This is a genomic window from Tautonia plasticadhaerens (assembly GCF_007752535.1).
Taxonomy (GTDB): domain Bacteria; phylum Planctomycetota; class Planctomycetia; order Isosphaerales; family Isosphaeraceae; genus Tautonia; species Tautonia plasticadhaerens.
This window is the reverse complement of sequence record NZ_CP036426.1, coordinates 7,257,743-7,270,855: the sequence shown is the minus strand read 5'-3', so window position 1 is coordinate 7,270,855 and position 13,113 is coordinate 7,257,743. Positions and strand designations below refer to the sequence as shown.

Genomic DNA, 13,113 nt, shown 5'->3' with positions numbered 1-13,113 from the left:
ATTCGAGAGATCGGAGCCGCCATCGTGATCGTCCCTTCCTCGCACCGAGCCCTCGCGATCGACCTGAACGCCGACCTGGGCGAAGGCTTCCCCGACGACGAGGCGCTGCTCGATCGGGTCAGCTCGGCGGTGATCTGCTGCGGGGCCCACGCGGGAGGGCGCGAGGTCAGCCTCCGGACCATCGAGGCGGCCCGGGGCAGGGGGGTGGCGATCGGGGCCCACCCGGGATTCCCGGATCGGGAGGGATTCGGGCGTCGGGAGCGGGCGGCGACCCGGGAGGAGGTGCGGGAGGTCGTCCGGGAGCAGCTCGACCGCTTCGAGGCCTGGGCGGCGGAGGCCGGGGCGGTGGTCCGGTTCGTCAAGCCGCACGGGGCGCTCTACAACCAGGCCCAGCGGGATCCGACCATCGCCGACGGGGTGATCGCGGCGCTGATCGGCCGAAACCTGCCGATCCTCGGGCTGCCCGGCGGCGTGCTGGAGGAGAAAGCCCGCGCCTCGGGGCTCCGGTTCGTGCCCGAAGGGTTCGCGGACCGTCGGACCCGGGACGACGGCTCGCTCGTGCCCCGATCGGAGCCCGGGGCGGTGATCGAGGATCCGGCGGAGGTGGTGGCACAGGTCCTGGCCCTGGTCGATCGGGGCCGGGTCGAGACGATCTGCCTGCACGGGGATGACCCCAGGGCGGTGGCCCTGGCCGACCGGATCCGCTCGGCCCTGTCCGGGGCGGGGGTGGTGGTGCGGAGCTTCGAGGAGTGAGGTCGGCGGTCGATGTCGCCGTCGATGACGGGGAGGCCATCGGGGCGTTGACCGTCCTCCGGGCCGGCGTGGGGGGGAGGGTCCAGGACCTCGGACGCCCCGGGCACCGACACCGAGGGGTGCCCGAGGGAGGGGCCTTCGACCTGCCGAGCCACGCGCTGGCGAACGCGATGGTCGGCAACGGTCCCGAGGCGGCGAGCCTCGAACTGACCCTCTTCGGCGGTTCCTTCCGGGCCGAGGTCCCCCTGGCGGTGGCCCTGGCCGGGGCGCCGATGCCGGCGACCCGGAGGGGGACCGATGGTTCCCCCCGCCGGTTCTCGCCCCCGATCGCCTTCGGGATGCGGGCCGGGGACGTGCTGGAACTCGGCGGGGCGGCCTCGGGGGTCCGGACCTACCTGGCGGTCCGGGGAGGTTGGCGGTCGCCGGTCGTGCTCGGGAGCCGATCCGAGGAGCGTCCGATCCGCCCGGGGGACGTCTTGCCCGCCGTCCCGGGATGGTCTCCGGTGCGGTGGCCCGGGCCGGACGTGATCGACCCGGTCGACGACGAGGCGCCGATCCGGGTCGTCGACGGGCCCGATGCCGGGCTGCTGGACGACCGCCGATGGCACCGTCACGCTTTCGAGGTCCTGCCGGAGAGCGACCGGATGGGGCTCCGACTGGACGGTCCGGAGGTGGGCGTGTCGGCCCTTGCCGATCGGTTGTCGGTCCCCGTCTCCCCCGGGGCGGTGCAGGTGTCAGGCGGCAGGCCGATCGTCCTCGGCGTGGCCTGCGGCACGATGGGGGGATACCCGTATGTGGCCCACGTCGTCTCGGTCGACCTCCGCCGGCTGGCCCAGGCGAGGCCGGGCAGGCCGATCCGGTTCCGGCCGATCTCCCTGGAGCACGCGAGGCGGCTGGATCGGGCCGATCGGCTTCGGAGGAGTCGGAGCCGGCTCCGGGTCGCGAGCCTGTCGAGGGACGTCCCGGGAGGGCTGCCGGGGCCCGGCAGCGGGAATTCGGCCTTGCCGGGGCGGGGGGGATCGGTAAGCTGACGCCCCGATCCGATCTCCGACGCGGAGGATCGCGGCCCCTCGGTCCTGAGGGGCCCGACCCCTCGTCCCCTGGACGTCCCGAGTCCCGGCAAGGACGCCACGATGCGCATGGTGGCCCCGATCTGGAGAGCCAAGGCCCTGGCGATGCTGCTGGCCCTGGCGGCCGGCTGCGACTGGATCCCGGTCCGTCGCCGGCTCGACCCGTCGCTCTACCCGGTGCCGGTCCGGGCCAATGCGACCTATCTGCGCGGCGATCGCGGGCCGGACGACGCCGGGCCGGACGACGCGTCCCGGCCGGACGACCGAACCGATGCCGATCGCCTGGCCGATCGCCGGGATCTGCCCCCGCTCCCCGTGCTGGAGCCGGTCTCTCCCGAGGAGGCGCTGGCGCCCCCGGCCCCCACCCCCATGCTCGACGCCGCGCTCGTCCGGGCGAATGCCGTCCGGAGCGTCGTCTTCGAGCCCGGCGTCGGCCATCCGGCGGCGGGACCGATCGCCCCGGTCGAGGGCGGGGTGACCCCGGCCGACTCCCCGGTCCCGTTCGCCCCGGAGACGCCGGAGCACGGGGGGCCGATGCAAGGCCCCGAGGCGTCCCCGGTCGACATCCCGCCGATCCCGCCCGAAGCGATCGAGTCGGAGCCGTTCGAGCCCGGGACGGGGCCAACCGCCTCCGAGCCGATCGAGCTGCCCCCCCTGGAGCCGATCCAGACCGAGACCGACGCCGACCCGGCGGATACCGCCGCGTCGGCGTCGGGGGAGTCGCCCTCGTCGAGCCCTGACGACGACGCGCGGGCGATCCCGCCGGACGACGACTGGAGGGCCGGCCTGGAGGACCTGCTCGACCTTGCCGAGGAGGCCGAGGCCCAGGGCGACGGGTCGGCCGAGGTCTGGGCGGCCCGGAAACGGGTGCTCGACTGGGTCGCCGAGGCCGAGGGGGAGGTCGACGATGCCACCCTCTGGCAGACCGTGATGGTGATGCTCGCCGATCCGGAACCGGACCTGGCCGAAGCCCCGGCCGGGGGCTCGATCGAGGCGCAGCCGATCCCGACGCCGACCCCCGATGCTCCCGACGCCGGGCCCCCGGGCCTCGACCCGCAGCCGACGCTGCGGGTCGCCAGGGTGGCCTTCTGCCGGGAAGTCTTCGGGTTCGGCCGCGTCGATCCGATCGTCGCCGGGGCCTGCCGGGCGGGCCAGGACCTGATCGTCTATTGCGAACTGGAGGGGGTCCGATACGAGGCCGAGGGGGACGCGCAGGCGGCCCGGCTCTGGACGGCCCTGGAGATCGTCCCGGAGGCGGGCGGCCAGGCCCTCTGGCGGGAGGTCCGCCCCCTGGAGGATTGCTGCGCCCGGGCCCGCCTCGACTTCTTCGTCGGCTACGGCCTCACGCTGCCCGCGTCCCTCCCCCCGGGTCGTTACCGCTTCCGGGTCTCCCAGGAGGACCTGAATTCGGGCGCCGGGGCGGTCGGCGAGCTGCCCTTCGAGATCGTCCGGGAGGCGGACTGATCCCCATCCCGGTCGGGTCGGCACCGCCCGTCATTAACTGCGGGGCGATCGACGTCGTGATCACGGCCGATCGGCCCCGAGCAGGCGGAAGGCGCTGTCCCGGATGACGGCCTCCCTGGCGTCCGCCGAGAGGGAAGACTCTCGGAGCTTCCGCGCGGCGGACTCGGGGACGAACAGCGGCGCGTGGGTGCCGAAGAGGATCCGATCGGCGCCGACGGTCCCGATGAGCCGGTCGAGCCCCCCACGCCCTCAAGGGTGGCGATCTCGACCGAAGCCTTGCCCGCCCCGAGGACCGGGCCCGCCGTCGGGCCGAGGAATCCGCCGACGTTGAGCAGGACCAAGCGAAGGCCGGCGATCCTCCCGGTCAGCGCGACGAGGGGAGCCGGGTCGACCTCGGCGAGGTCGACCCGGGGATGCCGGGTGCGGGGGTCCTCCATCCGGCATGGGAGGTGCCACGGGGGTCAGAGCGTCTGGAGGCGGAGCAGGAAGGCGATCAGGTCGGCCATCTCGGCGGGCGTGATGTCCTGTTCGAGCCCCTCGGGCATGAGCGACCGGCCGGTCGAGCCGAGTTCCTCCACGTCCCGACGCAGGATCGTCTCCCGCTCCCCCTCGGCCCGGAGGAGGGTGAGCGAGGCCGACGACTCCGACTCGATCACGCCGGAGGAGACCCGGCCGTCCTCGAGGGCGACGACGTACTCGATCGCGTCGGGGGAGACCTCCCGGTTGGGGTCGAGGATGTGGGTGAGCAACTCGTCGGGCGTCCGACGGGAAACCGAGGCGAGATTCGGGCCGACGGCGTGGCCCCGATCGCCGATCGTGTGGCAGGTGGCACAGGCCCGGTCGAACACGACCCGGCCCCGGTCCGGATCGCCGGGAGACTTGAGGGCGTCGAGGTACCGGGCCATCAGGTCGGGGGGCGGCCCGCCGCTCCGCTGCTCGAACACGAGGGCGGCCCGGTCCCGGACGGAGTCGTCCCGGCTCCGCAGGAGGGCCGATCGCCTGGCCGTCGGGACCTGGCCGGGGGAGAGGTCGCCGGCCTCGATCGCGTCGAGCAGGGCCCCGGCCCAGGAGGGGCGGGCGACCAGGGCCGAGAGGATCGCATCCCGCACCGCGGGGGTCTGCGAGGCCCATCCCGACAGCAGCAGTCCGGCCACCCCGGGCTCGTCGCCGAACCGGGCGAGCGTCTCCACGGCGGGGAGACGGACCTCGGAGGGCTGGCCGGGGTTGAGCAGGGGAACGAGCGCCTCCTCGGCCTCGGGATAGGGCCGGTGCGCGAACAGGGAGGCGGCCCGGGCCCGGAGGGCGGCGGGCGCGTCGTCGCGATCGACCGCGAGCCGGGCGTCGGCGAGGATGCGGTCGAGGAATCGCGCCGCATCCGCCGACACCGCGACCCCGAACAGGCCGGTCCCCCGGCGAATCAGGCCGTCGCCGAGGCGCATGGCGACGCCGGCCTCGGGGGAATCGACCGAGTCGGCCGGGCCCTGGGCCAGGCCGTCGAGGGCGTCGGCGGCCTCCTCGTCGCTCCCGCCCGCGCCGATGGCGAAGGCGAGCGGCCCCAGGAGGTCGAGGATCGAGGACCATTCGCCCGGCCCGGATTCGCCCAGCAATCGGAGGAAGACGCCGATCGGGGCCCGGCCGGCGGCGCCGAGCACGGCCGATCGAATCCAGGGGTCGTCCCGATCCCGGAGGGCGATCCGGGTGAGTGCCTCCGGGGCGGACGGCTCGTCGACGCGGGCCAGGGCGAGCGCGACCTGGAACCGGACCCGGATCTCGGGGTGGTCGGCCAGCCCGAGCACGGCATCGTTCAGGTCGGGATGGCCACCCAGCCGGGGGGCCGAGAGCCGGACGAGGTGTTCGAGGACCGGGGCCGATCCGGGATGGTCGACCGCCAGTGCGTTGAGCAGCAGGGGGGCGTCGAGGGCCCCGAGGCCCTCCAGCGCATGGGCGGCGTGCATCCTCCCGAGCGTCGATTCCCCCTCCAGGAGCAGGCGACGCAGGGGGGCGACGGCGTCGGGATCCTGCCGCTCGAAGATCAGGCGATGGGCCGTGTCGCGGTGCCAGGCGTTGGGGTGATCGAGCAGGGCGACGAGTTCGGCGGAGGTCGACTCGCCCAGCCTGGGGGCGGGCCCGGGCTCGAATCCCGGGGGGGAGAGGCGGTAGATGCGGCCCCGGTCGTCCCCGGAGCGGAGGTCGAGGCGGTCCCGGATGTCGTCGGGGATGGACCAGGGGTGCTCGATCGTTTCGCGGTACATGTCGAGCACGAGCAGGGTGCCGTCGGGGGCGTTGACGAAGTTGACGGGGCGGAACCAGGTGTCGGTCGAGGCGACGAACTCGATGCCCCCCTCGTCGGCACGCTCGGCGCTGAACGTCACGCCGTCGGGGCGGACGCTCATGCGGTGGATCAGGTTGTTGGCGACCTCGCCGAGGAAGAGGTTGCCCCGGAAGGGCTCCGGGTAGGCGTCCCCACGGGAGGAGGTGATGCCGCTGGAGGAGGTGAGGTAGCCGGCGCCGACCAGCTCGCTCTGGGGCAGGGGCTTGCCGATGTCGACCCAGCGCCGGGCCCGGAGCTCCCGCCAGGGCTCGGGCGGGCTGATGCGGTGCATGACGATCGTGTCGCCGGCGGCGGCCACGTCGTGCAGGGCGGTCGGGATGGGGAGCCAGGGGTTGGTGGAGAGGTCCCGGTCGGGGAGGACGACGTGCTGGGCGGGGTTGCGGATGTTGCAGAGGAAGCGGTCGCCCCGGTCGTCGAAGGTGTTGCCGAAGCGGGCGCCTCCGCTGATGGGCTCGAAGTCGAGGGTGCGGGGGTCGAAGCGGAAGTCGGAGCGGAGCAGGGGGACGGGCTCGGCGTCGTCGAGGTCGACGCGGCGGATCTGGCCGCCGTTGCTGGAGCCGGCCCCGTAGATCCGGTGGTCGAGGCCCCAGGCCAGGTTGTTCATCACCGCCTGGATGTTGTACTTGCGGAATCCGGTGTAGATGCGTTCCCGGACGTCGGCCTCGTGGTCGCCGTCGGTGTCCTCGAGGTACCAGACGTCGGGCGTGGCGGCGACGAAGACGCCCCCCCGCCACGGTGCGACGCCGGTCGGCCAGGAGAGTCCCTCGGCGAACAGGTGGGACTCGTCGAAGACGCCGTCGCCGTCCCGGTCGATGAGCAGGCGGACGCGGCCGATGGGAGGGTCGCCGGCGTTCTCCTCGAACGGCCGGTCGTTGGCCCGATCGACGTGGGGGTAGTCGGCCATCTCGGCGACGTAGAGGCGGCCGTCGGCGTCGAAGGCGCCGGCGACGGGGTCGAGGACCATCGGCTCGGCGGCGAGCAGCTCCATGCGGAAGCCGCCCTGGACCCGGAACGAGTTGAGGGCCTCGGCCGGCTCCAGGGCCTCGAAGCGGGGGAGGGGGGCGTCGTCGGCCTGGCCGGGGAGTGGGCTCGCGATCAGCAGCGCGAGCGGGGCGAGGATCGGGGCTCGATTCAAGGCGAAATCCTCGTCGGGCGGGCGCGTCGGGCGGGTCAATTGCTCAGGGGCTGGGTGCTCCGCAGATAGGCGAACAGGTCGCGCACCTGCTGGTCGGACATCGGGTCGAGCAGGCCGGAGGGCATGACCGACTGGGGGACGCCGGCCAGTTCCTCGATCTCGGGCCGGGGGAGCACCTCGTTGCGGCCGTCGGCCCCCCGGAGGACGACCACCCGGTCATCCTGGTCGACGAGGAACCCGGTGACGACCCGGCCGTCGAGCATGAGGGCGAGGTAGGTCTCGTAACCCTCCCGGACCTCGGCGCCGGGGTCGACGACGGCGGTGAGCATCGCCCGGAGGTCGTCTCGCTGATAGCTCGTGAGGCTCGGGCCGACGTCCCCGCCCTCGTCGAATAGGGCGTGGCACTTGCCGCAGGTCTGCAGATAGAGTTCCTTGCCGGTGTAGGGATTGCCGGAGCCGGCGGCGATCATCCCCTCCAGGGTCTGCACCGCCTGGCGGAGCCGCTCGGTCGACTCGCCGCCGAGGTCCCCCCAGATCTCCCGGGCCGACGCCGAGAGCGCGTCGTCGCCGAGCAGGAGGAGCTTGCGGGCGGTCGACTGGGGGACGATCGAGCGGTCGACGCCGCCGGAGGCGATCGCGTCGAGCAGGGCGGAGGCGTAGGGCCGTCGGCCGACGAGCAGGTCCTGCGCGGCCTCCCTGGCCTCGGGAGGGAGTTCGTCGTGCAGGTCGAGGGCGACCCGGGCGATCCTCGGGTCGTCGAAGGGGCGGAGGGCGGCCAGGGCGGCGGCCCGGATCGACTCGGGGCCGTCGGACGAGGCGACCGAGATCAGCGCGGGGACGCCCCGCTCGTCCCGGATCTCGCCGATCGTGCGGATCAGCTCCAGGCGGTCGTCGGCGTCGGCCGAGGGGTCGGCGATGATCGCCAGCGCCTCGGCCACCGCCTCGTCGCCGCCCTGGCGGACCCGGAGCGGGAGCGAGCCGCCCCCGGAGCCGGCGATGGCCTGCACCAGCCGGTCGGGCAGGGCGGAGAGGGGCCGGCCCTCGAAGGCGGCCTCGAAGCCCGACATCAGCGTCTCCGCGTCCTCCGGCGACGGGGCCCGCTCCAGCAGGGTCGCGCAGGAGAGCAGGTCGGCCCGGGTCCCGGCCCGCGCGAAGCGCTGCATGAGGCGGCCGAGGATCGCCTGCGAGACGATCGGCTCGTCCCAGGGCCCGGCCTCGTCGAACAGGCCGAGCACCCGATCGGGATCCTCGCCGACCTTGTCCTCGATCGCCCACCAGAGGAGCAGGGGGAGGTGGGGGTCGGCCGCGTCCTCGTCCCGGGAGAGCAGGCCTCGGACGATCGGCAACGCCTGGTCGGCCGGCAGCCGTCGGGCGGAGCAGGCGAGCTGGCTCCGGACGGCCACGTAGGGCTCCCGGGCGGCGAGGTCGGCCAGGGCGTCGGCGAGGGCGTCGCCGGCCTCGGAGTCGTCGCACGTGAGGCGGACGGCCCAGAGCCGGACGTGCGGGTCGGGGTGGTCGAGCAGCGCCAGGGCGGTCTGCTCGTCGAGCCCGCCGCAGAGGTTCAGGGCCCAGAGGCGATCCAGGGCGTGGTCGCTGGCCTCCAGGGTCAGGAGTGAGTCCCGGAGCCCGGGGATGAGCGAGGCGTCCTTGCGGTCGCCGAGGACGCGGAGGCTCGTGTGGCGGGTCCAACGATTGGGGTGGTCGAGCAGGGCGATCAACTCACTGCCGGTCATCGCCGAGAGGTCGAAGGGCGGTTGCGGCCCGACCCCTCCGGGATACCGGCCGGGCTCGGCGTCGGCGGCCCGGAGGCGGTAGATCCGGCCGTTGGCCTTGTCGACCCGACCGGCGTAGTGGCTGCTGTGGTCGATCCGCTGTTCGTAGAAGTCGGCGACGTAGAGCGCGCCATCGGGACCGAGCGCGATGGCGACGGGGCGGAACCAGGGGTCCTCGGTGGCGAGCGGGCGGTCGAGGTCGGCGGTCTCGAAGGTGGAGCCCTCGGGCATGACCTCGCTGAGGACCACCTGACCCTGGAGCGGCTCGACGCCGAACAGCTTGCCCCGGAATTGCTCGGGGAAGGCCCCCCCCTCCTCCATCACGAAGGTGTGGGAGAAGCGGGGGACGGTATGGTGCCCCATCGGCGGGAAGTAGCCGAAGGCGTAGGGGTTGGAGAGGGCGCCGTGCTTGGTGAACCCCTTCTGGTAGTAGCCGCCCTGGACGTAGTGAAAGCCCCGGGTGTCCCCGCCGTTGTGGCCCGAGTAGACCCGGCCGAGGGCGTCGACCTCGACGCCGAAGGTGTTTCCGCCCCCCTCGGCGAAGATCTCGTAGCGTCGGGATTCGGGGTGGTAGCGCCAGATGAGCTGGCCCATCGAGTGCACGATCGCCTCGTCGGGCTCTCCGGGTCGGCGGATCCGGCCGGTGACGGTGCTCCCCTGGGCGGCGTAGAGCCAGCCGTCGGGCCCCCAGGTCAGGCTGTTGGCCAGGGAGTGGCTGTCCTCCAGGCCGAAGCCTTCGAGGTGGACCTCGGGCTCGCCGTCGGGCACGTCGTCGCCGTCCCGGTCGGGATAGAAGAGGAGGTAGGGCGGATTGAGGATCCAGACGCCCCCCCGTCCCCGGGCGATCGAGGTGGCGAGGTTCAGGTCGTCGAGGAAAGTCGTGTGGAATTCGAAGGAGCCGTCGCCGTCCCGGTCCTCGTGGATCGAGACGCGGTCGATGCCCGGCGTGCCGTGCGGCGGGGGCTCGGGGGTCCGGTCGTAGACGGTCCGGAGGAACTTGTCCCGGCTGACCATCGTCAGGCCGGCGGGCTCGGGGTACTGGCGGTACTCGACGACCCACATCCGCCCGCGCTCGTCGAACGAGACCTGGAGCGGCTGGGAGATGGCCGGGTCGGCCAGGGCGAGGTCGACCGCCAGGCCGTCGGCCACGGCGAAGGCGTCGAGGGCGGCCTCGGGGGACAGGGGCGCGGTGTCCCCCCGTCGGAGGCGGAGGTAGGCGTCGAGGTCGTCGAAGCGATCGACCCGGCCGAAGGTCGCCTCGGGGGGGGAGACGGGGCCCTCGGCCCAGCCTGGGTCGTCGCCGGGGAGGTACTCCCAGGGGCCCTCCAGCTTGATCGCCTCGCCCCCCTCCGGGTCATACAGTGCGGGGGCGGCGACGGCGAAGTTGCTCCGGCCGTCGTTGTAGTAGACGCGGACGGCGACCACGTTCGGCTCGCCGGGGCGGATCAGGCCCTCGGGGACGGGGTGCCGGCCGGGCTCCCCCAGGCCGCTGCGGTACTGGGGTGGGAACGTCCCCGCCGAGCCGACCTGGACCCCGTTGACGAACGCCGCCCGGGCGTCGTCGACGGGCTCGACGAACAGTTCGAGGGCCCGGCCCTCCCAGTCCCCCGGCACGACCACGGCGGAGCGGTACCAGGCGAAGCCGTCCCGCCCGGAGCCGGACCCCTCGGCCGGCCGGACCCGGGGGGGCTCCTTCCAGGTGTCGGGGATCGGCACCAGCCGGGACACGCCACCCGGCGGCGGTGCCTCCTCCTGGGTCGCCCAGGCCACGCCGATCGAGGCCGAGAGCACCACCCCGAGGCCGGCGACGCCCCCGATCCGCCCGAGTCGACTGCCCATCGCTGGTCCATCCCCGCAACAACGCCGAAGCCCCTCGACACCGCCCGGGGAGGGCGAGGCGCCCGGCCCGGGTCCGATGGTCGAGGGTAGGGGATGGGCCGGCCCTTGGAAAGGGGCCGGTCGGCTCGGGATGGCCCGCGGCCCGGGACGGCTTCGTCCCGGCGGCCGGATCGATCAGGCGGAGGCCCGTCGGCGTTGCAAGGCGAAGGCGCCCCCCAGGCCCAGGGCGACCCAGACGGCCAGGGTGCTCGGCTCGGGGACGGGGACCTGGGGACTCGGCTTGCCGCCCCCCAGGATCGGCCCCTCGGGGATCTGCGGGGTCACCGGCGGGATGGTCGGGATTTCCGGCACGACGGGGGGCAGCGGGATCGGCACCTGGGTGCGGACGATCCGGTCGCGCTCCAGGATCGGCCCGATGAACGGGTGGACCCGGTCGAACCGGGCCTGGTTGAGCCCGCGCCGGAACCGCAGGTAGTCGATCGTCGCCGACTCGGGGAGCAGCCCCGAGGCGTCCGGCACGAGCAGGAGGTCGAGGAACTGGGGCCTCGGCACCCGGGTCATCCCGGCCTGGAGGGCCTGGGCATAGAAGGCCTCCTGGCGTCGGAACGCCTCGGAGTCGAGGATCGAGGCCTGGCGGAGCCGGACGGCCCCGTCCTGGGCGGCGGCCTGCCGGGCCAGGGTCGTCCCGGCGTCGGCCCCGAGCAGGGCCCGCTGGGCGGCGACCCGCTCGGCGATGGCCCGGGCCCGGACCCGAAGCGGGCCGGCCTCCGCGATCGCCGGGGCCAGTGCCACGACCAGCAGCGCGGCCAGCGCCCTGCGGTCGAGGCGGGGCGGCCGGTACGGCCGCCCGATCAGCTTGCGAAACGTTTCCATGTCGATCCCACCCGTCTGGCTCCGGACCCGTCCCGAGGCCGGCGGAGCATGATGCCAGATTCTCCTCCCAGCACAACGGGAATATCGGAGGTCGGGGCGTCGGGCTTGAAGCGATCGGCCAGATTGTGGGGATTTCGAGGCGCGGCGTCCCGTCCCCGTCAAGGCCAGTTTCGCGCCCGCCCATACGCACGCGAGGATGCGGGACGGGACGGGGCCCCTCCGGGGACCGGGAGCCCGGGTCGATTGCAACGGGCCGATCGGCCCGGGTAAGGTGGGAGCGGGTCGCGACCGCCCGGATCTCCTCCCGCTCTGCCCCGGGCCGGGCAGGCCGGAGGACCCGCCCTCGACCCCGCCGGAACGCCACCGACGGCTCCCGCCGACGCCCCACCGAGGTGACACGATGACGACGGCCGCCGCCCCCGAATTGACCGTCCCGACCCGCACCCAGATGTACATCGACGGCACGTGGTGCGACGCCGCCGACGGCGGCCGGCTGGCCGTGACCAACCCGGCCGACGAATCGACCATCACCGAGGTCGCCTTCGGCGGCCGGGCCGACGCCGAGCGTGCCATCGACGCCGCCGCGAAGGCCCTGCCCGCCTGGCGAGCGAAGACGGCCTACGAGCGGGCCGAGGTCCTCAAGCGGACCGCCGACCTGCTCCGGGAGCGGGCCGACGCGATCGGCCGGGCCCTCACCCTGGAGCAGGGCAAGCCCGTCCCCGAGGCCCGGGGCGAGGTCCTGCACACCGCCGCCACCTTCGAGTGGTTCGCCGAGGAGGCCAAGCGCTCCTACGGCCGTGTCATCCCCCCGGCGGTGGCGGGCAAGCGACACTTCGCCATCTCGCACCCGGTCGGCGTGGTGGGCACGATCACGCCCTGGAACTTCCCCGCGGCCCTGCCGAGCCGGAAGATCGCCCCGGCGCTGGCGGTCGGCTGCACGGTGGTCAGCCGGCCGGCCGACCAGACCCCCCTGGTGCTGATCGCCATGTTCGAGTGCCTGGAGGAGGCCGGCTGCCCCCCCGGCGTGGCGAACCTGGTGATGGGGGACGCCCGGGGGATCGCCGACGCCTTCTTCGCCCGCCCCGAGGTGGGCAAGGTCAGCTTCACCGGATCGACCCGGGTCGGGAAGGAGCTGATCCGCAAGTCGGCCGACGGCGTGAAGCGCCTGAGCCTGGAGCTGGGCGGCCACGCCCCCCTCATCGTCTTCGAGGACGCCGACGTGGAGCAGGTGGCCAAGGCCGCCGTCATCGGCAAGTTCCGCAACAACGGGCAGGTCTGCGTCTCGCCGTCTCGGTTCTTCGTCCACGAGTCGCTCTCGGAGCAGTTCACCGAGGCGGCGGTCGAGGAGACGAAACGCCTGAAGCTCGGCCCCGGCTGGGAGGAGGGGGTGGCCGTCGGGCCGATGTTCGCCCAGCAGGGGCTGGACAAGACCATGGAGCTGATCGAGGACGCCAGGACCCGGGGGGCCTCGATCCTCACCGGCGGCGGGCGGCCGAGCCGGTTCGAGAAGGGGTACTTCTTCGAGCCGACCGTGCTGCGGGACGTGGACGGGTCGATGCGGCTGATGACCGAGGAGCCGTTCTCCCCGGTCATGCCGCTGTTGAGCTTCTCCCAGGTCGACGAGGTGATCAAGGCCGCCAACGACACCCCGTACGGGCTGGCCGCGTATGTCTTCACCAACGACCTGACCGTCGCCACGAGGATGGCCGAGGGGCTGGAGGCCGGGATCATCGGCATCAACGACCCGGTGCCGGCGACCCCGCAGTGCCCCTTCGGCGGGATGAAGCAGTCGGGCCTGGGCCGGGAGCTGGGCATCGAGGGCCTTGAGGCCTACCTGGAGACGAAGTACGTCTCCCTCGGCCTGAGGGGGTGAGC

General features: G+C 73.8%; 7 protein-coding genes. 4 read left to right on the top strand and 3 right to left on the bottom strand.

Annotated features, from left to right (window positions below; genetic code table 11):
* Positions 1–24 precede the first annotated feature (24 nt).
* From ElP_RS28975 to ElP_RS28965, 3 genes are all read left to right on the top strand, one after another.
* A complete protein-coding gene (locus ElP_RS28975; protein ID WP_231749302.1) occupies positions 25–753 on the top strand; it encodes a 5-oxoprolinase subunit PxpA in 729 nt (242 codons plus the stop codon).
* Positions 750–1,784 carry a 5-oxoprolinase subunit C family protein gene (locus tag ElP_RS28970; protein WP_231749301.1) on the top strand — a complete coding sequence of 345 codons (1,035 nt, stop codon included), beginning with the start codon at positions 750–752 and terminating at the stop codon, positions 1,782–1,784. Before ElP_RS28975 ends, ElP_RS28970 begins: the two co-directional genes overlap by 4 nt.
* Before the next feature lie 102 nt (positions 1,785–1,886).
* The gene (locus tag ElP_RS28965) at positions 1,887–3,287 is read left to right on the top strand and encodes a hypothetical protein (protein WP_145276172.1); all 1,401 of its coding nucleotides are present in this window, start codon (positions 1,887–1,889) and stop codon (positions 3,285–3,287) included.
* A gap of 461 nt (positions 3,288–3,748) precedes the next feature.
* Here ElP_RS28965 and ElP_RS28960 read toward each other — a convergent pair whose 3' ends face one another.
* From ElP_RS28960 to ElP_RS28950, 3 genes are all read right to left on the bottom strand, one after another.
* Entirely contained in the window at positions 3,749–6,754 is a 3,006-nt protein-coding gene (locus ElP_RS28960) for a PVC-type heme-binding CxxCH protein (RefSeq protein WP_145276171.1), read from the bottom strand.
* A gap of 35 nt (positions 6,755–6,789) precedes the next feature.
* Positions 6,790–10,365, bottom strand: coding sequence for a PVC-type heme-binding CxxCH protein (locus ElP_RS28955; RefSeq protein ID WP_145276169.1), 3,576 nt, complete (start codon positions 10,363–10,365; stop codon positions 6,790–6,792).
* Positions 10,366–10,539: 174 nt separating this feature from the next.
* The gene (locus ElP_RS28950) at positions 10,540–11,238 is read right to left on the bottom strand and encodes a PEP-CTERM sorting domain-containing protein (RefSeq protein ID WP_145276167.1); all 699 of its coding nucleotides are present in this window, start codon (positions 11,236–11,238) and stop codon (positions 10,540–10,542) included.
* A 400-nt stretch (positions 11,239–11,638) separates the two neighbouring features.
* On the opposite strand from ElP_RS28950, the gene ElP_RS28945 reads away from it, so the two are divergent.
* On the top strand, positions 11,639–13,111 hold the full coding sequence (locus ElP_RS28945) for an NAD-dependent succinate-semialdehyde dehydrogenase (protein ID WP_231749300.1): 1,473 nt from the start codon (positions 11,639–11,641) through the stop codon (positions 13,109–13,111).
* Positions 13,112–13,113 lie beyond the last annotated feature (2 nt).